The following is a 22,361-nucleotide window of genomic DNA, read 5'->3' as shown; positions in this document are numbered from 1 at the left end:
TAAGGTGGAGAAAACGATTACAGTACCGACCGGCTATGTACGCCACCTACTGGCGATGGCAGAGCTGCAAGGCTTTAATACCAATGATCTGCTGACGCATGTCGATATCAGCCGAGAGGAGATGGAGCAGCTTAATGAGCTGCCGGCTTTTAAGTTCGGATTGTTATACCAGCAGATTATGTGGATTGCTCAGGATGAGTCTTTTGGCATGCTCAGCGGAGGTCGGGTTCCTAACGGTACCTTCCGTATGATGTGTCACGCCATTATCCATTGTTCTACGCTGGAGCGCGCGTTACGACGCTGCAGCGACTTTTACGAAATTTGCCGTGGCTCAATGATTAAACCTGTTTTGGTGCGTCGGGGGCGATATGCCAAAGTGTCTTTTGCGCCGATCGAGAGTTTAAGTGAAGCTGATTTTCGTTCGCTAATGGGTAAGGAGTCGCCCTTGCAGATACGTACGTCTCTGTCTATGTGGCACCACTTTATGAGTTGGTTGATCGGCCGCCGTCTGGAGCTAAAGGCGGCTTATTTTACCTTTACAGACCCCGGAGATGCAGATCAGTACGTCAAACTGTTTCAGTCCGAAGTGAAGTTCAGTCAGCATGAAGACGCCATTGTTTTTCCAGCCAAATACCTGGATCTTCCTTTGGCTCAGAATGAAGAAACCCTGCGTGGTTTTCTGAAGACGGCTCCCTATCAGCTGATCGTGATGGTGGATGATGACAAGAGTCTGAAAGCGCGAGTGATTTCGATGCTGGGCAAGGATTTTAGTCGGGAGTTACCTTCTGCGGAAGAAGTTGCGCGTGCGTTGCACATGTCAGTTTCAACCCTGCGTCGACGATTGCTGGAAGAGGGCACGTCTTATCAGAAAATCAAGGATGAAGAACGTCGTGCTGCGGCAATCAACTACATGAACGCACCCCAGTTATCGATCAATGATGTGGCAGGACTCATGGGCTTTGACGAGCCGTCTGCATTTTTTCGTTCTTTCAAAAAATGGACCGGCATGACCCCGGGAGAATACCGGCGCAGTGAGTACTATACTGAACGTTATAGCTGAGACATCGTTTTTGAAAGTGAGGCAGGATAATATATCACTATATTTTACAAGTGTTACAGGGCGTGGGAATGAAGTTGATCAAGCGGGGCTGTGTATTACTGCTGTTGTTGCTCCTGAGAGGGTGTGTTAAGAATAAGGTTCTGTCAGATAATCAGGTAGCGGCACAGGCAAATCTAATCGACAGGTTTCTGCCATGATTAGACGTATTCCGGTTTTCTCATTGCGCCGTTCTATTCCATTGTTGATTCTTGGGTTTGCCATCCTGTTGATGCTAGGGTCGCATCTGCTGCTCAAGCCTTTTGTTACCCAGCTGTTTTATCAGGCCGCTGAATCTAATTTGATACATACCCTGAATCGACTCCAGGGCAGTTTCGAGTATCTGCTGGCTCGGGGTGACCTCGAAGGTATTCGGCGTGAGGTTACTTCGACCGGGTCTCACGCTGAAGTAAAACATTTACTGGTTATGGATTCGTCACTGCATATTCTGGCGTCAGAAAATCCGAATTATACCGGGCAGCATCTCGATCAGGTGCCGTTACATTTTGATCGTCGCTTGCCGTTCAAAGTAATGGAGGTACAGCAACCTGAAATGCAGTTGAGAGCAGGTAATGAACATAGCTTGTATGGTCTGGTCCCTTTGCAGTTGCTTTCCAGTGATGGTGCCGGAGCGCAGGAGGTTGAAGTTGGAATTATATTGCTGGAACTGGATCTGGATCAGTCTGCACAGCAGGGCTGGTATCGTCTGGAAGCTGTATTTATCTGGGTGTCTTTTGCGATTGGTGCTTTGGCTGTTTTACTCTGGATCTGGTCGGAATGGTTTATTGGTCGACGGCTGGCGCTGATTACTGACGCCGTAGATAAAATTCGCCAAGGTGAGCTGGAGACGCAGGTGGCGTTGAAGGGGCGTGATGAGCTGGGCGTGATTGCGGCCGCCCTCAATCATATGCTGGAGTCATTGCGTAGCAGTCGTGATGAATTAATGCGCACCCACGCACAGATGGATAGCATTTTGCGCCATATTCCTTCTATGGTGTATATCAAAAACCTGCAGGGTGTTTACACACTAGGGAATAAACGCTTCTACAGTTATTTTGGTGAGGATTCTCAGGGTAAACAGGTATTTGATCTACTGGATGAGCCCTATGCTAGTGAAATTCAGCGCTATGATGAAGAGGTGATCCGCAGTCGAAAACCCTTGCAGTTTGAGTGTAGCTTTCCGGTTGATGGGAAGATGAACAGCTGGTTTATGGTGAAGTTTCCCTTGTTTGATGATCTGGGGCAGCCTGAAGCGATCTGCTCAGTAGCAACCAATGTCACCGAGCAAGAGCAAAATGAGTATATGCTGGGCGTGTCACGGCGCATTTTTGAACATGCGGCCGAGGGCGTTATGATTACCGATGATGCCAATCGTGTGATCGATGTGAATGCATCATTTGAACGTATATCCGGTTACTCTCGAGAGTCTGTTCTGGGTCAGGATCCGGCCTTGCTGAAATCTGATCTGCATGACAGCTATTTTTATCAAGCGATGTGGAATCAGGTTAAGAGTGAGGGTAGCTGGAAAGGCGAGTTGTGGAATAAGCGTCCGGATGGTACGGCTTATCCAGTCCGTTTATCTATCAGCAGTATTCGTGATCGGCGTGACGTGCCAACGGGTTATTTTGGTATCTTTCAGGATGTATCTGAAGAGTATCAGGCACGTACTAAATTACGTAAGCTGGCTTACCGTGACTCGCTTACCGGGTTGTTCAATCGCTTGGCTTTCAAAGAAAAAGTGCATGAATATCTGGCCAGAGCGCGTCGCTATAATGAAACATTTGCACTGTTGTTTGTTGATCTTGATTTATTCAAGGAAGTAAACGATTCCTTCGGACATGATGCAGGTGATGCTTTGCTGAAGCAGGTAGCTGATCGCATTCTGGGGCAGGTTCGAGACAGTGATATTGTCAGTCGTCTGGGTGGAGATGAGTTTACGTTGCTGATCTCACCGGTAGAGAATGATATTGCTCTGGCCAGTATTGCTGAAAACCTTATTGATACACTGAGTAGACCTTTCCAACTGGATGATGTTGAAGTCAGTATTGGCTGTAGCGTTGGGGTGGTAAGTTATCCTCGTGACGGTGAGAACTTAGATCAACTTATGCGACATGCCGATGCCGCCATGTACCATGCTAAAGCGTTGGGGCGGGGTTGTTATGCCTTTTTTGATGTAGATCTGGATCAGCGCAACCACCGGTTGATGCAGATCAAACATGGTCTGCGTCATGCGCTGAGCCGCAATGAAATGAGCCTGGTTTATCAGCCGGAAATACATCTGGAAACACGAGAAATTTTTGGATATGAAGTGCTGATGCGCTGGCACAGTGAAGAGCTTGGACCTATATCACCGTCTGAGTTTATTCCTGTGGCCGAAGAGTCTGACATTATTGCTGATCTGACCAGTTGGATGATGTTGCAAGCCTGTCGGGATCTGTTGCCGCTACTGAATGACAAAATGCAGATTGGCGTCAATATTTCGCCAAGACAGTTTGGTGGTGATCGCTGGTTGACATTGATACGTCAGTGTATCGATCAGGAGGGCCTGAGGCCCTCTCAGTTGTGCGTTGAGATTACCGAGGGTGCACTGATCAGAGATATGGAACAAGCCGTGGTGCAGCTTTCTGAGCTGCGCAAGCTGGGTATCCGGGTGGCTATTGATGATTTTGGTACCGGCTACTCATCACTCAGCTATCTGAAACGCTTGCCAATCGACTTTTTAAAGATCGACCGGACCTTTGTTGCTGACATAGAAACAGATCAGGATGATCAGGCGATTATCTGTGCCATTATCAATATGGCGCAGAGTCTTGGTATAGGCCTGATAGCCGAGGGAGTAGAGACCCAGGAGCAGCTCAAGTTCCTCAAATCTCAAGGTTGTGACATCGCTCAGGGGTATTTTTTCGCCCGTCCTATGTCGGTAGATCAAATTAAGTGTTGACATAATTTGCCGAGACGGTAGAATCTGCGCCCATCCTTTGGAGGGATGGCTGAGTGGTCGAAAGCACCGGTCTTGAAAACCGACGAGTCGAGAGGCTCCCAGGGTTCGAATCCCTGTCCCTCCGCCAAAGGATGAATGAAAATGCAAGGGTTGTTCCCTGATAGCTCAGTTGGTAGAGCAGTAGACTGTTAATCTATTGGTCGCTGGTTCGAGTCCAGCTCGGGGAGCCATATAACCCAGGCAAATGAGCGGGTCGTTAGCTCAGTTGGTAGAGCAGTTGGCTTTTAACCAATTGGTCACAGGTTCGAATCCTGTACGACCCACCACTCATACCTGCCGCAGTTGGGTCGTTAGCTCAGTTGGTAGAGCAGTTGGCTTTTAACCAATTGGTCATAGGTTCGAATCCTATACGACCCACCATTTCCTTTTCCTTGCTTATCCGAACGTTATAAAAAACAGCGATAGGCGGTTTGTATTTGGTTCGACGTGGTTTTTTATTCCAGCGGTTCAGCATCCAGTTCGTAGCGAATCTCATTAATATACCAGCAACTGCTACCAGCGGGTGTTTCCACGGTGGCTTCGTCGTCAACAGACTTTTTCAGTAAGGCGCGGGCCATGGGTGAGTCGATAGAAATATAATCCTTGCGCTCGAAAATCTCGTCATAACCGACAATACGAAATTGGCGAGTTTCACCAGAATCATTCTCTATAGTGACCCAGGCACCAAAGAAAACCTTTCCCTCCTGCTCGGGTGCATAGTCGACAATACGAATCTGCTCCAATGTTTTCAACAGATAGCGTACGCGGCGGTCTATCTCTCGCAGGCGTTTTTTGTTGTACTGATAGTCGGCATTTTCGGAACGATCACCCAGGCTTGCTGCCCAGGTTACCTTGCGGGTAACTTCCGGGCGTTCTTCACGCCATAGCAGATCTAGCTCCTGCTTCAATTTCAGATAGCCCGTGCGGGTGATCAGTTGACTTCTCATCTGGTATATCCGGTAAGTGTCAGGTGGCCAGGCAGTTACGACCGTTATGTTTAGCCTGATAAAGCTTTTTATCGGCATCACGAATCAGTGCATCAGCATTGCGTGTGCCTGCGTTGGCGCAGCTGATACCTATGCTGATGGTCAGGTAGGTTGAAGGACTGCCCGGGTTGGCGATATGCAGCTGCTCTACGGCTTCTAATGCACGAAAGGCTACCTCCACCCCTTCGTCACTGGTTGTGCCCGTCAGTAGCACTGCCAGCTCCTCTCCGCCGTATCGGTAGATGCGATCCTCCTGGCGAAGTACTTCTTTGATGGCCGTGACAACGCGTTGCAGTGCTTTATCACCCTCGGCATGGCCTAGAGTATCGTTATAGGGCTTGAAATAATCGATATCACACATCAGCATGACAAAGCTGTAATCTTCCGAGGCCATACGCTCAAAATGCAGGTTCAGGTCGGCATCCAGTGCCCGACGGTTCAATGCTCCGGTTAACGGATCATGTAAGGCTTGTTTTTTCCAACGCAGTTTGTCACGTAAATTCTGGTTAAAGGCCATACGCTGTTGCTCATGCAGCCACCAAAAGCCAATACCCATTAAATAAAGTATAGCGGCACCACCAAGCAGCATGCGCTGATGGAAGTTGATACGTTCGGCAACTTCCATGGCAACCGCTGAGCGGGTATCCCATTGGCCTTGTTCTATCTCCGTAGCGCACTGTAATACAGGAAGTAATTCAAGTAGAGACTCTTGCGCTGTTGGCGGTGATGTAGTGTCAATTCGCGCAATAAACCGGTCCAGTCTATCAAGGCTCGGGCTGGTGCAGGGGTAGTGTTCTTTATACACGGCGATATTGATAAATCCCCATGCTATGTCCAGATTGGACTTTGCATTGGCAAGAGCATCAGCTGTGTCTTTCGTGATGGCGAGGTCTGATAGAGCCGCTTGTAAATGGTGCCGGCTACGACTGGCAAGTTGCTGTCCCATCAGAGTGCCTGAGTCACCAAAGTAACGTCGCATTTCCGGGTAAAACCAGCGGGTCTCGTAAGTGATCCAGGCCAGTATAATACTGAAACTTAACAGGCTGAGCCAAAGCCAGCGAGTACGCGAGCGCAGCAGATTTCCTATCACTGCAGAACCTCAATTGTTTTGACCATCCATACCCAGTCATTAAAATTACGTAGGTTTGTCGGATTGCGGTTGCCGAGATTTTTTTCAATCAACTTAATCGGGCCATGGTCCCGTAGGCGCAGTTCATGCCCATTTTCGTGCGTGACGAGTAGCCAATTGCCGGAGTCCCACTGCGAAATTTGTACTTTATAGTCATCCATAGCAATGAAACTGACGGCACTGGCCTGACGATGATCAGCGGCAAAGTGTTCAATAAAGGCGATCAGGTCGACCCCGCGGACAGGGACGTTTGCTCGCTGAAATGGGTCATAAATTTCCAATTCACTACCCGCCATCTCACGCAGCTCATTTAAGCTGATCTGCATTTCACCTGATGGTGTTTTCAGTGTCACAGTAGACTCATCAGCAAGTAAACCGGAGCAGCAGATAACCAGTAGCAAAAAAATCAAGTGCTTACTGAAGTGCATGGCTAAGTCGCTCCGCATCCTGTGCATGTACCTTTATTATAGTTATTGTTCAGGTTCAAACTGGGTATGAATAATAATGAATTGGCAATTATTCTAGCAGATAGTGGGCCATAAAACAGACTCTGCTTCATTGAGTCTGTTGTTGATATCGGTGTTAAAGTAATGAGCTTTCTTGCCGATATCAGATGTATTGCAATGGAGACACGCATGTCGAATGAGCGGATAACAAATGAGGTTTTTCTTAATCGGGTAGAAGGTTATACAGCGAACCTTCCCCAAGCTGTGCGCTCACCCAATAGCGCACAGTTTGGTATGCTGTTGAGTCTGATTGCTTCCAGTAACGAGCGCTATTCTTCAGAGGCCAGAGCAACAGCGGCGGCAGACGGTAACTTTCAATTGCCGGGTAAGACGGTTTACCCAGAGCCGGATAGCCTGTTTGACCGGGATCTTGTTGGGCGTTTGAATCATGCCGTCACCGCTCAGGAGACAGGTGAGTTTGCTTATTTAGTCAGCCATCTGAATGTTAAAACCTTGATGCCGTTAAATAGCCCGATTAGAAATGATCGCTTTGCGCAACTATCTCTGGCTTCATTAGGTGGGCATATGCTGGAGCAGATTAGTGCCGCCAAAGACGGTTTTCAGGCGGTAGCCTGAATCACAAGACTCAATCTGTAACCCATTGCATTTTAACTTCTTGGCCTTCCTCAACTTTCCACCACTCATCCGGATCATCACCTTCCTGCCAGCCTGAAGCGATACACCGTACCTGTGCTTTAAGCACGGCTGAAGCTTCGCGTGCGCAGTCCAGATCCACTTTCCAGGGCGTGGTATTGGATTGGAACCAGACACTGATCCAAGCCTTGCCTAATGCTTTTTCATGCACGGCAATAGCAAACTTATGGCCCTGATAGCTGGCGCTGAATTGATGCAACATCCCTTTGCTGCCGGTTGCTTTAACACTGTCGAGGCGTTCAGATAACCACTGGATTACCTCATCCAATTTGCAGTTTTTTATGTAAATTTCAATATCAGGATGGTTTGTCATTATCAGAGTCCAGAAAACGCAATATTCGTAATACACTCAGGCTGAGATAGCCAATGGCAGCAAGGATAATACCACCGCCGAGTAACACTAAACCAAATAATGCCACTAATTCAGCCATTAACGAGCCGGGTAACAGAAACTGGGCTATACCTATAGTCAGCAGCCCCAGCATGAATATACCAAATCCGCTTAATAGCAGCATAAAGTTTTCACGTGGCTGATCAGCGCGTTTGCGCAGGTACTGGCGCAATGGGTGCATAGATGGCTTCATGGTTTGAACGGGGTCACCGTTTTTTATACAGGCTCAGACGTATATCCGCCTGAATGTCCAGTTGCTCGATTTTCAGCAGAGCCTCACGGCGCTCCTGGTTCAGGCGTTGTCCATGGGGCGTCATCACTAATAAATCAGCTAGCTGGGCAGTATCGCTGATCTGAAAACGAAAACGCAAGGTTTCCATGCTGAGTGGTTCAAATAGCTCGTGCAGTTGTGCATCAGGGTTCAGGTCAGAGTCACGTACATCCGTGTAGATCAGCTCGCGTAATTCCCGCAGATGATCCGGGCCAGGCCAGACCACCAGAAACAAACCATTTTTATTTAAGACTTGTGCCGTGGGTTCGGGCAAAAGTCGGGCAAAAATCAACGTGGCCAGATCCACTGAGTCAGGCTGCAACGGAATATCAGCCCCCGTGGCAACTAGCCAGGTGATACGTTTGTCACGCTTACACGCCTGGCGAATGGCCGCTTTGGAGATATCCAGACCAATCAAACTGGCATGTCGCTCAGCCCGGACAAAGCTATGACACAGGTGATCGGTGTAGTAGCCCTCACCACAACCCAGATCCAAGATAACCGGGTTATCCACAGAATCAGTTGCGTGCAATCCTATTGCACATACTGCATCGGCAATGGGCTGATAGTGGTGTTGATCCAGAAAACGCTGGCGTGCTTGTACCATGGCTTCATTGTCACCTGGCGCTTTGGAGCGCTTGCGCTGCGGTAACAACAGGTTCCAATAACCCTGACGAGCACGGTCAAAACTGTGTCCGTTAATACAACGCAGTTGTTTATTATCAGCACCCGGTTGCAGCGGATCACTACAGACCGGGCAGCGTAATACCGAGATCATGCGGTTAATAGCCGGATCATAATCTGTTCATAGATGGCTGACAGGGCGTCCAGATCGTCAATGCTGACGCGCTCATCGATTTGATGAATAGTGGCATTCACCGGGCCGAGCTCTACTACCTGGGCACCCGTGGGTGCAATGAATCGGCCATCTGATGTACCGCCAGCGGTGGAAAGCTCACTCTCCAGTCCGGTGATCTGATGTATGGCAGCACGGCTGGCATCTACCAGACTGCCCGCTGGTGTCAGGAAAGGGTGACCTGAAAGTGTCCAGTCAATCTGCCAATCCAGCTGATGTCGATCCAGCAGCTCAGCAATGCGCGCTTTAATGGCATCGGCCGTGATTTCGGTGGAAAAGCGCAGGTTGAAAGCCACCTCCAGTTCACCTGGTACCACGTTGGTAGCGCCGGTACCTGCATGAATATTGGAGATTTGAAAACTGGTAGGAGGAAAAAACTCATTGCCTTCATCCCAGACCAGTTGCGATAGCTCTGCCAGCGCCGGTGCGGCCAGGTGCACCGGATTGCGAACCAGGTGCGGGTAAGCGACATGGCCTTGAACCCCTTTTACAGTCAGGCTGCCACTGATAGAGCCCCGGCGTCCATTTTTGATAACATCACCCACCCGTTGTGAGCTGGAAGGCTCACCAACCACACACCAGGTGATTTTTTCCTGACGCGCTTCAAGCGTATCAATTACCCGGGTGGTGCCATTGATGAAGGGACCTTCCTCATCACTGGTGATCAGCAGAGCGATGGACCCTTGATGGTCAGGGTAGCTGGCTATAAAACGTTCCAGCGCGGTAATGAAGGCAGCAATGCCACCTTTCATATCGGCGGCACCCCGGCCCCAGAGGTAGCCCTCCGACTCAGTGGGCTCGAAAGGCGGGAAGCGCCATTTTTCTGCAGGCCCTGAAGGGACTACATCGGTATGACCGGCAAAACAAAACAGCGGTCCATCGGTGCCACGGCGCGCCCAGAGGTTGGTAACCTCTGCAAAAGGCATGGATTCAATGGTGAATCCCAAGGCCTCAAGACGACTGATCAAATACGCCTGACAGCCAGCATCATCCGGTGTGACTGACGGTCGGCTGATCAGCTCTTTGGCCAGGGTTAACGTGGCAGATCCGTGTGACATAGGGTTGGCCTGTTATCAGTTATGCTTGTGTAGTTCAGCGTTGAGTTCAATGGCTGACTGGTTGGTTTTTACTTCAATCTGCCCGGTTTGTGAGTTGCGGCGGAATAGTAGATCAGGCTTACCTGCCAGCTCGGCAGCTTTGACCACAGCAACCGTTTGGTTGGTATCATCCAGCAGGGTTACTTTGGAGCTGCCGGTAACATACAGGCCCGCTTCGACAGTACAACGATCACCCAGAGGCAGACCCAAACCGGCGTTAGCACCGATCAAACAGTTCTCACCCACGGAAATCACCAGGTTGTTACCCCCGGACAAGGTGCCCATGGTTGAGCAGCCACCTCCCAGGTCTGAGCCGTTACCGACTACTACACCGGCTGAAATCCGGCCTTCAACCATACTGACACCCAGGGTGCCGGCATTGAAATTGATGAAACCTTCATGCATCACTGTGGTGCCTTCGCCGACGTAAGCACCCAGACGGATACGCGCGGCATCACCGATACGTATACCTTCAGGAACGGCATAGTTGGCCATTTTCGGGAATTTGTCGACACTGTAGACTTCCAGAATGCGACCCTGAGCGCGGGCAGACAGTTGCCGTTTTGCCAGTTCATTCTGGGCAATGGCCCCTTCTGAGGTCCAGGCGACATTGGGTAGCAGACCGAACATGCCGGTTAGATCCAGACTGTGTGGTCTGGCCAGTCGCTGCGATAGCAGGCTGAGTTTCAGGTAGACCTCGGCAGTCGTTTCCGGTTTGCTGTCTGTTTCCAGAATACACAGCACCAATGGCTGGCGTGTACCTTCCAGAATTTCAGTCAACTCGGCCTGATCTTCTGCATCAATAGACAGAAAGGCCACTTCCAGTGCTTTGAGCTGCTCGGCGCTGATCTCGATCGCCTGGTTGCCACCCTGGTAGCCAACCTTGTCGGCTATCGCCTCAACCAATGTGTCGGCAGCATCCACCAGAGGGGCGTAGTAGTAGACTTCCAGCCATTGTCCTGCGGCCGACTTAGTGCCGACACCTAAACCAAATGCAAAATTACTCATGGGTTACTCCGTTCATTAATGCGCTATATTCAGTTTCGTTAAAGCCGACATGGCAAAGCTTATCGCCTTCCAGTAGTGGGCGTTTGATCAGTGCCGGGTGCTCCAGCAGCAGCGCCTGCAGACCAAGGGTGTCTAAGCCCTCCTTGCGCTCTTCAGGCAGTTGGCGCCAGGTAGTGCCTCGCTTATTCAGCAGCTTGTCTATGCCGATAGAGTCAGTCCAGCGGCTAATCTGTTCAGCGGTCAATCCATCTTTCCTGAAATCGTGAAAGTGGTAATCAACCTGGTGTGCGTCAAGCCACTTGCGTGCCTTGCGCACGGTATCGCAGTTATTGATGCCATACAGTGTCAACATAAGCCGCTTCCTATTTAGAGTGATTCTACATAACGGCGAATACGTGTTGCCGCTTCAACACACTCGTCCACTGTGGCTACCAGGGCCATACGTACATAGTTGGCTCCCGGTAACAGGCCATCTACTTCTCTGGATAAGTAGCGCCCAGGCAATACTGTCAGGTTCTGAGATTGCAGTAAGCCACGGGTGAAGCTTTCATCATCAATGGGGGTGGGTGCCCAGAGATAAAAGCTGGCTGGTGGCTGTGTTACATCCATTACCGGTGCCAGAATGTCGATGACAGCGGTGAATTTTTCGCGATAGAGATTGCGGTTATCAATCACATGGGCTTCATCCTGCCAGGCGGCTGTTGACGCGACCTGGTGCTGAACCGGCATGGAGCAACCATGGTAGGTGCGGTATTTCAGGAAAGGTCCGATCAGTGCGGCATCACCGGCAATAAACCCGGAACGCATGCCGGGCAGGTTGGAGCGCTTCGACAGACTGTGAAATACCACACAGTTGCGGTAATCATCACGGCCTATTTCAGCACAGACTTCAAGCAGACCGGTGGGTGGATGAGCCTCATCCAGATAAATCTCGGAATAGCATTCATCACTGGCCAGTACAAAATCATACTGATCGGACAGGGCAATCAGCTTTTTCAGCGTAGCCGCATCGTGTACTGCTCCGGTTGGGTTACCGGGAGAGCAGACAAATAATAACTGACAGTTTTCCCAGACGGCGGCCGGTACGGCATCGTAATCAGGAATAAAACCATTTTCACGGGTGCAATTGAGGTACCAGGGTTTGGCACCTGCAAGATACGCAGCCCCTTCATAAATCTGATAAAAGGGGTTGGGAGAGACGACCAGAGCCTCTGCGCTGGGGTTTATCAGCGCCTGGGTGAAAGCGAAAATGGCTTCGCGCGTGCCATTAACCGGCAGAATGTGCTGCTCAGGATCAAGGCTTTGCGCTTTCAGACCGAAGCGTTGTGTGGCCCAGTCGGCAATGGCCTGGCGCAGACTGAGTAGCCCTTTGGTCGTCGGATAGTTGGATAAACCGGCAAGATTGTTACGTACGGCATCCATCACCAGCGCGGGTGCCGGATGCTTGGGCTCACCAATTCCCAGTGAAATAGCTTCAAGGCTGGGTTCAGGTTGAATGTCGCGAGTTAACTCAGCGAGCTTTTCAAATGGGTAGGGATGCAGCTTATCAAGGTTGCTGTTCATGTGGGTGTCCTGTGTTAACCCCTGCTATCATCAGGGTTTGGGTCTGCCGGATAGGCGCAGCAGTATACCGAATGCGGCTAGTTCATCCAAATAGCCAGGACTCAGTCATGTTCAGCCAGCACAGCCGGATCCAGTAGCTTTTCGAGTTCTGCACGGCTGATATCAGTCATTTCTACTGCTACATCAATGACCTTGCGATTGCTTGCGTAAGCCGCCTTAGCAATTTCAGCCGCCAGCTCATAACCGATTACCGGATTCAATGCGGTGACCAGTATTGGATTACGCACCAGCGCTTCTTCTATATGACGCTCATTGACACTGAACCCGGCAATGGCTTTATCGGCCAGTGCCATGGCCGCGTTGGCAAGCAGTTCCTGGCTTTGCAACAGATTATAGGCGATCAGCGGTAGCATGGTGTTGAGCTGGAAATTACCTCGCTGAGCACAGAAAGTGATACTGGCATCATTGCCGTTGATCTGGGCTACGGCCATGATGACCGCTTCCGGAATCACCGGGTTCACCTTGCCTGGCATGATCGATGAACCTGGCTGCAGTGCTGGTAAGACAATTTCACCCAGACCGGAAAAGGGCCCTGAATTCATCCAGCGCAGATCTTCGGCAATTTTTAGTAAAGCGGTTGCACAAGCCTTGAGCTGACCAGAGAGTGCCAGCGCTGTGTCCTGGCAGGCCTGCGCGGCAAAATGACTGTCTGGTGGGGTCAAACGGTAGGTCGTGCGATTACTCAGGTGGGTACAAAAGCGTCTGGAAAATCCCCGTGGTGCATTCAGTCCACTGCCGATCGCTGTGCCCCCCTGGGGTAATTTCATCAGATCAGCACGTAGCGACTCCAAACGCTGTTCAGCCTGACGTATCTGGCTGCCCCAGGCACGGACTTCATCTTCCATGCGCATGGGGACGGCATCCATCAGATGGGTGCGGCCGGTTTTGATAATCTCGGAGACTTCCACCGCTTTGCGACTGCAACGGGTGCGCAGGTGTTCCAGAGCTGGCAGCAGGGTCTTATCCAACTGTATCAGTGCACTTAAATGAATTGCTGAGGGAATGACATCATTGGAGCTCTGACTCAGGTTGATATGGTCATTGGGGTGCAGCGTCAGGCCCGCATCCTGTTGCACCAGTGAGGCCAATACCTCATTCATATTCATGTTGGTGCTGGTACCGGAGCCTGTCTGAAACACATCTACCGGGAAGTGTTTACGGTAGTGTCCTTTCTGAATTTTATCGCAGGCCTTGATGATAGCCTGGGCCTCATCTTTAGATAATACCCCCAGCTCAGCGTTGGTCTGGGCCGCCGCCGCTTTGATCTGAGCCAGTGCCGAGATAAATGCGACAGGCATTTTTAGTGGGCTTAAGGTGAAATTTTCAACGGCTCTTTGTGTTTGAGCACCATAAAGCGCATCTTCGGGGACTTGAATTTCACCCATACTGTCTTTTTCAGTTCGGTAGGCTTTCATGCTTGGCGTTCCTGTGAAGAGTGTCTCTGTGTTGTGTCCGCCTGATTTTGATTTGCCGGATCACCTTTGCCCTCAAGTATACTAAGCATAGCCGGAACCACCAGTAAAATCAGCACACTGCCATAGGCAAGGCCAAATACGATAGAGGTTGCCATGGGAATCAAAAACTGCGCTTGCACTGAGGTTTCAAATAATATCGGTGCCAATCCGGCAATGGTTGTCAGGGTGGTCAGCAGTACTGCTCGAAGGCGTTGGCAGGCGGCTTCTTCAATGGCCTGGTATGTGGCAACCCCCTGTTCGCGCAGTTTTTTGTAAAAGCTGACTAACACGATGGTGTCATTGATAACGATTCCTGACAAGCCAAAAAGACCAAAAAGTGATAGAACTGTCAGACTTTGTCCAGTTAAGAAGTGCCCAAGAATCGCACCAGTCAAGCCCAGCGGGATGGTTAACATAACAATTACTGGCCAGCTGTAAGACGCAAAGACCCAGGCGAGAATGATATAAATCAATGCCAGGCCCAGCATCAGTCCAGTGCGCATATCAGCCAGGGTTTCCTGCTGGTCACGACTTTTACCCTCAAAGCTGGCTTCTACGCCATAGTGCATCAGCAGGTCCGGTAAAGTCCGGGTCTTAAGGTCGGCGAGTATGTCATTGGCATTAGCGCGTTGTTCATCCAGGTCAGCAGATACATTCAATGCTAATTGACCATTGATACGCTGCACCGAATCCAATCCCTGGCGCGCGTTTAGTTCCACCAGATTGCCTAGCAGGCTGGTGGAGCCATCCGGCAGGACAATCGGTAGTTGCTCAATGGCGACCAGTTGATTGCGACTTGCATCCGGCAGTGATACCCGGACTTCGATTTCATCCTGTCCTTCGTAGAAAGACTGAATTCTGAGACCATCGAAAGCGGCCCTTAGCTGCCGCCCCAGGGTTTCCAGTTGTAGCCCTGCGGCATGCCCCTGGGCATTGAGTGAGTAGATTAGTTGTGACGTGCCAAAAGGTAGATCATCATCGATGTTGGACAGCCCCGGATAGGCGCGCAAGGCATCCTGAACTGCCAGTGACGCTTGTTTGAGCCGGTCGGTATTTTTTCCAGTGAGTTTGATCTCGATGGGCTTGCCAGGGGGGCCTCCCTGGCTGATATTGATGCTGAATTTTTCAATACCTGCCGGAAGCTGAATCGATTGCCGCCATTGCTGAATAAATGCCTGGTTACTGACAGTGCGATCATCAGCAGTAGTTAATTCCACATGCAGCGAGGCATATTCATCCCCAATAAAACTCCCACGGCCGGTACGTGGAAAGTAGGCGATACCCTGTTGTTGCAAGCTGAGTTTAAGCAGTTTTTCATCCAGGTTGCTATCGGTTTGTCGTAGCGTGGTGTCCAAATGCTGTAAAAAAGCATTTATACGCGTGGTATCTGTCCCTGCAGCGAACTGTACATTTGCAGTGAGGATATCCTGTTCAACACTGGGAAAAAAATTAAACTTTAATTGCCCACCTGCCAGTAAACCGGCACTGAGTATCAACAAGCCAACCGTACTGGCCAGTACAACCCAAGGATAGCGCACGGCAAATCTGACACGCTGACGAAATGCATGATTTCTGAACTGATCAAAGGCTTTGTCGAGCCGGATACGCAAGGCTGAGGGCTTGAGGTCTGCAGCACGGTGCAGGCTGTGATGCAGATGTCCTGGCAGAATGAGAAAACACTCAATCAAAGACGCAATAATGACGCAGATGACCACCAGTGGAATATCGATAAGGATATTACCGATAATCCCGCCGACCATGAGTAAGGGTAAAAAAGCGGCAATAGTGGTTAGGGAGGAGGCAATGACTGGCGACTGCATGCGATGTGCTCCGCCAATAGCGGCCTGCAGCCCTGGCTCGCCCTGTTGCAGATGCGTTAGAGTATCCTCACCGACAACAATGGCGTCATCTACAATAATGCCCAAAGCCATGATTAACGCAAATAACGACATCATGTTAATGGAACCACCAATACCATAGAGGATGCCCAGAGTAGCCAGGAAAGACACGGGAATACCGACCATCACCCAAAAAGCGACCCGGGCATTCAGAAACAGAAACAAAATCATCACCAGCAGCAGTAAGCCGGTTAAACCATTTTTAATCAGCAAACCTATACGATCACTGATCAACTGCCAGCGTTCATTAAAGACCACCAATTCAATGCCGTCTGGTAGGTCATTTCGAGCGCTCTCCAGCCAGTTGGTCAGAATGCGGGCAGCTCGTAGGCTATCTTCGGATTCGGTGCGCTTCAGGCTGAATCGAATAGCAGGCTGGCCTTTATAGCTGAGCAGTACCTGGCCATCGCGTATACGGCGTTCAACCTGAGCAATGTCATCAATACGAATCAGCTGTCCTGGCGGGGTGTTATTGAGTGGTAACTGACGAAAGCCTTCTACATCCCGTTGCTGACTCAGGCTGCGCAGCTGTCTTGCTCCCTCATCGCGTGCCGCTGTGCCAGCGGGCAAATCGATGCTGCTAAGACGTATATCAGCCGCCAGCTCAGATAGAGTCATACCCAGTTTATGCAGCTCATCGGGTTGCACCAGTATGGCAATTTCTTCTTCTGCCAGTCCGGTGAAATCAATCTTGCGCACGCCCAGATCAAGCAGTTCCTGTTCAAACTGGCGAGTCAGCCTGCGCAACTCATCCAGGCTGGCTTGTGAACTGGTCAGGATAACATCGGCAATTTCTTCATAACGTAGGGTCTTTTGCACCAGCGGCTCTTCTATGTCGGCAGGCAATCGACTGCGAACACTGTCCAGCCGCTGTTTGACTTCACTAAGGGCATAGTCCACATCACTGCCATCATCCAGCTCGATACGGATAGACGCCGACCCTAACCGCGCGGTTGCAAAAATTTGACGGATATTATCGACACTGCGCAACTCATCTTCTATGGGAACCAGCACTGACGTGGCAATATCCTCAGCGCTGGCACCGCTCCAGATAACTTGTACCGTGACGGTGTCGAGGGAAAAGCTGGGAAAAAACTGGGTGTTTAGTTTAGTAAGGCCATAAATGCCTGACAGAATCATCAACGCCATCAGTAGATTAGCTGCCACTCTATGGCCCGCGAATACCCGGATCAACTGTTTTAATGGACCTTCGTAAATGCTCATGGTGGTGTATTTCCGGTGCCAGCAACACGCCTGACAGGCAGGCCACTGATGGCATTGGGTAGCTGGGTCGTCAGTATCCAGTCACCGGGTTGCAAAGCCTCGCTGCGGACCAGGATCTCACTATCTTGTTCGGTACCTGGTCGCGATCCCAGCCGTTCCACATCGAGGGCTTCAAGCTGCTCATTAACCAGGCGATAGATGCGATCATTGCCATATAAGGCCTGCGGCGGCAGTGCGACTACCTGACTTTCTGGAGGGAGTTGTAGCGTGAGTGTTACCTGACGGCCGGGTTCTGGAAGCCAGGGAGCGTCTTGAAAACGAAAATAGGCTTCAATACCTGTGCGGCTATTGTGGCTGTCGGCTGCTAAGCGGTCGAGATGCAGGGTAAATGCCTGGCCGTCTACCTGTGTGCGTGCCAGGATAGTTTGCTCCTGGCTTTGCAGTTGTTGGCGAAAACGGGTCAGGCTAGAGGATGGCAGTAAGGCTTTCACTTCCAGGTTGCTCAGGTCGTAAAGGCTGAGTATCGGCTCTCCGGGTCTCAGGCGTTCACCAACACTAGCCAGTCTTTCTGCCACACGACCATCAAAGGGGGCATAGATGTCTGTGCGGTCCAGGTCACGTTGTGCTTGATCCAGCAGAGCTTCACTACGATCTCGTTCGGCTTCAGTCTGACGTAAACGATTTGGGTGGTCAGCCAGTGCCATGCGTCGGGAGTTGACTGCCAGTGCTTGTTGCTGGAGCGCGATTCGTGCGGTATCCATCTGCTCCTGGCTACTCAGGTTGCGTTGACTCAGGTCTTCTAATCTGCGCAGTTTGCGTTGTTGAATCTGCAGTAACTCTTCATCCAGTGCGAGTGCCTGTTGATCGGCTTCAAAGCGGATATGCTCAGCGGCTATACGGGCTTGAGCTGACTCAAAATCTGCCTGGCGCTGACGAAGTTGCAATAATAGATCTGTCTTGTCGAGGCTTGCGAGCAAGGTGTTTTCACTGACGCGTTGACCTTCATTAACATTCAACTGCTGCAGCTCCGCGGTGACTGCACTGGTCAGGCTTGCCAGACCGTGGCTGGTTATCTGGCCAAAAATTTGTGTTTCAGCCTGGGCTGTTATCCATTCCACTTGCTGCGCCTGAACATTCCAGCGCTGCGTTTCTGGCGGGATGAGTGGCGTTTCCGCCCGGTTCATCTTCAGCCAGTAAAAGCCAATAATAGAGAGAACAACAATAAACAGTGGCAGTATCCAGATGAAACGCTGTGTCGCACGAGGTGGCTGAAAAGGCGAAGCCATGGCCGTGAAAATCCTTTGTATAAGTGATTGCTGATGTAGCCGGTATGGTGACAGGCTGTGAACATGTCGGCAAGTGATATAAATAAAGCCAGTTGATTTGGTTTTTACCTCAGGCTTGCGGGATAATGAAGTCTACTTGATTATAAGGTGAATGGATCATGAGTGTATTGATTAGCTGGCCATCGAGTCATTTATGTTTGACCGAGCTGGAAAGACAAGCTGCAAGCTGTGCGGTGGAATCGGCTTTTACATCGGCCCTTGAAAACCTTCGGGTGGATATTGGCTTTCGCGATATGGTCGAACAGCTTTATGTACCGATGGGCGCCTGGGTTGCTCAGCAGCAGAGTGACAAGAATAAACCTCTGGTGATTGGTATTAATGGAGCTCAGGGCGCCGGTAAATCAACCCTGTTTAATCTGCTGGAGGTCACGCTGAGTGAGGGTTTCGGTTTGCGGGTTGTGGGTTTCTCCATTGATGATTTGTATAAAACCCGTGCCAAACGATCCGAGTTAGCTGAGCAGGTGCACCCACTGCTACAAACCCGCGGTGTACCAGGCACGCATGATGTTGAACTTGGGATTGAAATTCTTGACTCATTGCTACATGCGAACGATACCACTGTGACTCGAATCCCGGTGTTTGATAAATCTATTGATGACCGTTGTCCGGATTATGTCTGGCAGGAGTGGGTTGGACGTGCCGATATCATTGTACTGGAGGGCTGGTGTGTAGGGGCTACCCCTCAGCTCGACGAAGCCTTGTCTGAGCCAGTCAATCAGTTGGAGCGTGAAGAAGATTCTAATGGGATCTGGCGGCGTTATGCTAATGAGCAACTTAAATATCAGTATGCTGAACTTTTCTCGCGACTTGATCTGCTGATTATGCTGCAGGTGCCTAGTATGCAAGCCGTATTTGAGTGGCGTTCGTTACAAGAGAAAAAACTGGCGGAGCGCGTGCAGTATATACATGATCAGCAGCAGTCGACCGATCACTTACGTATCATGAATGAGCAGCAAATCGTGCGCTTTATCCAGCATTACGAACGTCTGACTCGTGCCATGCTGGAGCAGATGCCGCAGGTGGCTGATCTGGTGTTGAAGCTCAATCAAAATCATAAAATTGAACAGATTGTGATTAACCGCACCCGCGTTGATTAAATCGGAAAAAGTGCTGTTGTGGCAAGGCTGAACACCGCCTTGTTAATACTGCGGTTGGTCTTGTCCGAGATAACGCGTGCCATCATATCCTGATGAGCGATCAGCTTGCCAAATAAGCGTTCAAAACTGAGGTTGCTAATACCCTCTTCACTAACTCCATTGGTAAGAATAAAGGGCTCTCCGTGCTCATTCAGGCGGTTACTCAGTCGCCATACAATAATTTCCACATTGCGGGCGCTGTCATAAAGACGTTGTTGGTTAAGATCGTCGAGTATGAAGAACTCGTCTTTGAAGTTGTAAGCACCGTGGAGCATGCCTGATAAACCTACCATCAAAGCAAACACTCTATCACCATCAAAGTCGGGATCAAATGCCAAAGGAATAGCATCAATGCCGTAGCGATTGTAAAGCTCGGGATGGCTATAGATGCGAGGCGAGTCAAAAAGTTGCTTTTGCCGCATTTCCAGTGTGGTACCGGCCGTCCCTTTGAGCAGTTCACGAGGGTTGCGCTGGTAAAGTTTGACCATCAATTCGCGGAGTAAACTGGTTGTTTCTTCTACATGTGCATCAGCGACCAAATCTATATCCGACTTGGCCAGGTTCTTCAGTTGAAAGGGTCGTTCATTGGTTTGCTGCCCGGCACAGCCTGTTAACAGTCCCAGGATCACTGTCAGAGTTAGAAAATGAAGTAATCGCAAACCTTAATCCTTTCATTTATGAAGATGTAATCATGTAAACAAACCCTGAGGAGGATCATATCTCCCAAGTGTTGTTTTTCGCTATAGTAAGCCAAGTATAACAACCGGAGAAACCCAATGAGTCAAGATACATCAGACCTCAGATCACTGAGGCGTGAATATGAGGTCGGAGACCTGAATCGGGATGACCTGAGTGCCGATCCTATGCAGCAGTTTGCCACCTGGTTTGAACAGGCGCTAGCTCAGTATGCGGATGAAGCCACGGCAATGACCTTGGCTACGGCGGATGCAGAGGGTATGCCGGCTGCCCGTATTGTTTTATTGAAACAGTATGATAGCAAAGGTTTTACCTGGTTTACGGATTACCGCAGCGAAAAAGGTCAGCAATTGGCGATTAATCCTCAGGCTGAACTTTTGTTCTACTGGCCTGCGCTGTCTCGCCAGATCAGGGTGCGTGGGCAGGTGCAGAAATTATCGGCGGCGGATGGTCAGGCTTATTTTAGTCAACGTCCGGCAGGCAGTCGTCTGAGCGCGGCTGTGTCTTGTCAAAGTCAGCCGATAGCGTCACGAGAGCTACTTGAGGTCGCTATCGCAGAGCTTAAGCAGCAGCATCCTGATGGTAATGTTGCCTGCCCAGAATCCTGGGGTGGCTATCTACTCAAACCGCAACGTTTTGAGTTCTGGCAAGGTCGTCCCAGTCGCCTGCATGACCGTTTTAGTTATCGGCTTCAGGATGATGGCAGTTGGGCAATAGAGCGCTTGCAGCCCTGATTTAGTTATTCTTTTTCTATCTATAATGTAAAAAGGTTTCCTGCAGTGCTCTCCTGATGTTCAGGAAACCTTTTCCCGCCATTGCAACTCCCCGATCTGCACATTCAACCAATCAAAACCTATGCGCTTGGCTACTGCCGCTGCGCCATCCAGGCTTTTGAACTCGCGTTCAGTATTTGATCGTTGCAGGTTCAGCGTGATGATTTCCTGATCACGGGTTACGAATTTTAGCGTCCAGCCGCGAGACATGGAAATGGGTATCGCCTGACAGGATTCAAACACGCCAGCTTTAAAAAGCAGCCTTACTTCCTTCTCTTGCATGATCATATCCTCTTTAAGAAACATCATTTAACTATTATTGATAAGTTTATATCAAATAATGATTCATCACAAGTATTTAGTGAATAAATTATGGTTTTAAGTCATTGAAAAACAAGGATAAATAACTATTTATTCAAGGATTTTGAGTTGCAGAATATATATTATCTAACTATTTGATATATAAGGAGTAATTCGCATTTTCTTTGCAAGTTTTTTTAGTCTTTTTTGCTATAAAAATTAGCTTTAGAGTAATCAAAAAATAGTTTTTGATTACTCTAAATTAATAGTTGATGTTTCGTATCTGAGATACAGAATATTAGGGGGAGGTGGTGTGAGTTGGCAGGGTTGAGCGGTAAGGTCGGGTAGGGTGGACCAGGGCTATCCTTTGAGATCTGCCCTGGTGAGCCAATCAGTTGTCTTGTTTGGCGTTAAGGCGCATTTTAAGAGCCTGTTCAATTGCATCAAGTTTTTTGTTGGCTGCGACAACGCGGGCATCGGAATCATCAAGTTCTGGTGAAAATTTGATCATATCCAACACCTCAACCATGAAGGTTTCTTCATTCATTTTGATGACTTCGTCAGCAGTCCAGCGGTTAAAACGATTAGCCATGTTCAACTCCTTTTTTATTTCATAGTGATCTACTTAGAGTGTAATGGGAAGGTGATTAGGAATGCCAGTCTGGAAACATAAATTCTGCGGTGTCTGAGCCGATGTTAGTGCGACCGGAAGAAAAATTGAGCTGGGTCAATATTCCATAGTAAATAAGCGGGTACTCTAGTCGCAGTTAACCGTTAAGAGGTGATGACATGTTCGGAATAGATATCCATAGTCTGGAAGTACTGGTCCCTAGTATGATCGGTATCATCGGTATTACTGCTGTAATGATTTGGGCAGGGTTCAAGCTGCGTGTCTTGATGAAAGAAGATCAAAAAAAGTAAGTCTGCCGGTTTCTTT

21 protein-coding genes and 4 tRNA genes are annotated in these 22,361 nt (G+C 49.7%); 9 read left to right on the top strand and 16 right to left on the bottom strand.

Annotated features, from left to right (window positions below; translation table 11 throughout):
• Positions 1–4 precede the first annotated feature (4 nt).
• The 6 genes from F5I99_RS14855 to F5I99_RS14830 all read left to right on the top strand — a co-directional run bounded on the left by F5I99_RS14855 (position 5) and on the right by F5I99_RS14830 (position 4,457).
• On the top strand, positions 5–1,060 hold the full coding sequence (locus tag F5I99_RS14855) for an AraC family transcriptional regulator (protein ID WP_225307431.1): 1,056 nt from the start codon (positions 5–7) through the stop codon (positions 1,058–1,060).
• A 193-nt stretch (positions 1,061–1,253) separates the two neighbouring features.
• Positions 1,254–4,037 carry a bifunctional diguanylate cyclase/phosphodiesterase gene (locus tag F5I99_RS19895; protein WP_151057323.1) on the top strand — a complete coding sequence of 928 codons (2,784 nt, stop codon included), beginning with the start codon at positions 1,254–1,256 and terminating at the stop codon, positions 4,035–4,037.
• A 39-nt stretch (positions 4,038–4,076) separates the two neighbouring features.
• Positions 4,077–4,164 (top strand) — tRNA-Ser (locus F5I99_RS14845).
• A 27-nt stretch (positions 4,165–4,191) separates the two neighbouring features.
• Positions 4,192–4,267 (top strand) — tRNA-Asn (locus F5I99_RS14840).
• A 20-nt stretch (positions 4,268–4,287) separates the two neighbouring features.
• Positions 4,288–4,363: transfer RNA gene (locus F5I99_RS14835), tRNA-Lys, on the top strand.
• Between the two features lie 18 nt (positions 4,364–4,381).
• Positions 4,382–4,457: transfer RNA gene (locus F5I99_RS14830), tRNA-Lys, on the top strand.
• Positions 4,458–4,531: 74 nt separating this feature from the next.
• Here F5I99_RS14830 and greB read toward each other — a convergent pair.
• From greB to F5I99_RS14815, 3 genes are read right to left on the bottom strand one after another with little or no spacing between them, the layout of a single operon-like run.
• On the bottom strand, positions 4,532–5,023 hold the full coding sequence (greB, locus tag F5I99_RS14825) for a transcription elongation factor GreB (RefSeq protein ID WP_151057321.1): 492 nt from the start codon (positions 5,021–5,023) through the stop codon (positions 4,532–4,534).
• A gap of 19 nt (positions 5,024–5,042) precedes the next feature.
• Positions 5,043–6,152 (bottom strand): GGDEF domain-containing protein, encoded by a 1,110-nt coding sequence (locus F5I99_RS14820; RefSeq protein WP_151057319.1) that lies wholly within the window; start codon positions 6,150–6,152, stop codon positions 5,043–5,045.
• A complete protein-coding gene (locus F5I99_RS14815) occupies positions 6,149–6,619 on the bottom strand; it encodes a hypothetical protein (RefSeq protein WP_151057317.1) in 471 nt (156 codons plus the stop codon). Before F5I99_RS14815 ends, F5I99_RS14820 begins: the two co-directional genes overlap by 4 nt.
• A 207-nt stretch (positions 6,620–6,826) precedes the next feature.
• Between F5I99_RS14815 and F5I99_RS14810 the strand changes: the two genes are divergently transcribed.
• The gene (locus tag F5I99_RS14810) at positions 6,827–7,273 is read left to right on the top strand and encodes a hypothetical protein (RefSeq protein ID WP_151057315.1); all 447 of its coding nucleotides are present in this window, start codon (positions 6,827–6,829) and stop codon (positions 7,271–7,273) included.
• Between the two features lie 10 nt (positions 7,274–7,283).
• On the opposite strand, the gene F5I99_RS14805 is transcribed toward F5I99_RS14810, so the two are convergent.
• From F5I99_RS14805 to F5I99_RS14760, 10 genes are all read right to left on the bottom strand, one after another.
• Positions 7,284–7,664: a hypothetical protein gene (locus F5I99_RS14805; protein ID WP_151057313.1), complete on the bottom strand. Its 381-nt coding sequence runs from the start codon at positions 7,662–7,664 to the stop codon at positions 7,284–7,286.
• Positions 7,648–7,935: a hypothetical protein gene (locus F5I99_RS14800; RefSeq protein WP_151057311.1), complete on the bottom strand. Its 288-nt coding sequence runs from the start codon at positions 7,933–7,935 to the stop codon at positions 7,648–7,650. Before F5I99_RS14800 ends, F5I99_RS14805 begins: the two co-directional genes overlap by 17 nt.
• A 13-nt stretch (positions 7,936–7,948) precedes the next feature.
• On the bottom strand, positions 7,949–8,791 hold the full coding sequence (locus F5I99_RS14795) for a putative RNA methyltransferase (RefSeq protein ID WP_151057309.1): 843 nt from the start codon (positions 8,789–8,791) through the stop codon (positions 7,949–7,951).
• Positions 8,788–9,927: a succinyl-diaminopimelate desuccinylase gene (dapE, locus tag F5I99_RS14790; protein ID WP_151057307.1), complete on the bottom strand. Its 1,140-nt coding sequence runs from the start codon at positions 9,925–9,927 to the stop codon at positions 8,788–8,790. The genes F5I99_RS14795 and dapE overlap by 4 nt, the downstream gene beginning before the upstream one ends.
• Positions 9,928–9,942: 15 nt before the next feature.
• Entirely contained in the window at positions 9,943–10,974 is a 1,032-nt protein-coding gene (gene dapD / locus F5I99_RS14785) for a 2,3,4,5-tetrahydropyridine-2,6-dicarboxylate N-succinyltransferase (RefSeq protein ID WP_151057305.1), read from the bottom strand.
• Positions 10,967–11,326, bottom strand: a complete 360-nt coding sequence (locus F5I99_RS14780) for an ArsC family reductase (protein ID WP_151057303.1) — start codon at positions 11,324–11,326, stop codon at positions 10,967–10,969. The genes dapD and F5I99_RS14780 overlap by 8 nt, the downstream gene beginning before the upstream one ends.
• Before the next feature lie 14 nt (positions 11,327–11,340).
• On the bottom strand, positions 11,341–12,537 hold the full coding sequence (gene dapC, locus F5I99_RS14775; RefSeq protein ID WP_151057301.1) for a succinyldiaminopimelate transaminase: 1,197 nt from the start codon (positions 12,535–12,537) through the stop codon (positions 11,341–11,343).
• A gap of 101 nt (positions 12,538–12,638) precedes the next feature.
• Positions 12,639–14,012 carry a class II fumarate hydratase gene (locus tag F5I99_RS14770; protein ID WP_151057299.1) on the bottom strand — a complete coding sequence of 458 codons (1,374 nt, stop codon included), beginning with the start codon at positions 14,010–14,012 and terminating at the stop codon, positions 12,639–12,641.
• Positions 14,009–17,173: an efflux RND transporter permease subunit gene (locus F5I99_RS14765; RefSeq protein WP_151057297.1), complete on the bottom strand. Its 3,165-nt coding sequence runs from the start codon at positions 17,171–17,173 to the stop codon at positions 14,009–14,011. Before F5I99_RS14765 ends, F5I99_RS14770 begins: the two co-directional genes overlap by 4 nt.
• Entirely contained in the window at positions 17,170–18,459 is a 1,290-nt protein-coding gene (locus F5I99_RS14760) for an efflux RND transporter periplasmic adaptor subunit (protein ID WP_151057295.1), read from the bottom strand. Before F5I99_RS14760 ends, F5I99_RS14765 begins: the two co-directional genes overlap by 4 nt.
• A 158-nt stretch (positions 18,460–18,617) precedes the next feature.
• Between F5I99_RS14760 and F5I99_RS14755 the strand changes: the two genes are divergently transcribed.
• Complete coding sequence (locus F5I99_RS14755; RefSeq protein WP_151057293.1) at positions 18,618–19,616, top strand: hypothetical protein; 999 nt, start codon at positions 18,618–18,620, stop codon at positions 19,614–19,616.
• Here F5I99_RS14755 and F5I99_RS14750 read toward each other — a convergent pair.
• Positions 19,613–20,314 (bottom strand): hypothetical protein, encoded by a 702-nt coding sequence (locus tag F5I99_RS14750; RefSeq protein WP_225307430.1) that lies wholly within the window; start codon positions 20,312–20,314, stop codon positions 19,613–19,615. The two genes, F5I99_RS14755 and F5I99_RS14750, sit on opposite strands and share 4 nt — an antisense overlap.
• 117 nt (positions 20,315–20,431) lie before the next feature.
• Here F5I99_RS14750 and pdxH point away from each other — a divergent pair, with 117 nt between their 5' ends.
• A complete protein-coding gene (gene pdxH, locus F5I99_RS14745; RefSeq protein ID WP_151057291.1) occupies positions 20,432–21,085 on the top strand; it encodes a pyridoxamine 5'-phosphate oxidase in 654 nt (217 codons plus the stop codon).
• 60 nt (positions 21,086–21,145) lie between these two features.
• On the opposite strand, the gene F5I99_RS14740 is transcribed toward pdxH, so the two are convergent.
• Both F5I99_RS14740 and F5I99_RS14735 read right to left on the bottom strand, forming a co-directional pair.
• A complete protein-coding gene (locus F5I99_RS14740; RefSeq protein WP_036519584.1) occupies positions 21,146–21,406 on the bottom strand; it encodes a hypothetical protein in 261 nt (86 codons plus the stop codon).
• 409 nt (positions 21,407–21,815) lie between these two features.
• Positions 21,816–22,016: a hypothetical protein gene (locus F5I99_RS14735; RefSeq protein ID WP_151057289.1), complete on the bottom strand. Its 201-nt coding sequence runs from the start codon at positions 22,014–22,016 to the stop codon at positions 21,816–21,818.
• Between the last annotated feature and the right edge of the window lie 345 nt (positions 22,017–22,361).

The organism is Nitrincola iocasae (genome assembly GCF_008727795.1).
GTDB lineage: Bacteria > Pseudomonadota > Gammaproteobacteria > Pseudomonadales > Balneatricaceae > Nitrincola > Nitrincola iocasae.
The sequence above is the reverse complement of the archived record's forward strand: the minus strand, read 5'-3'. Positions and strand labels throughout refer to the sequence as shown.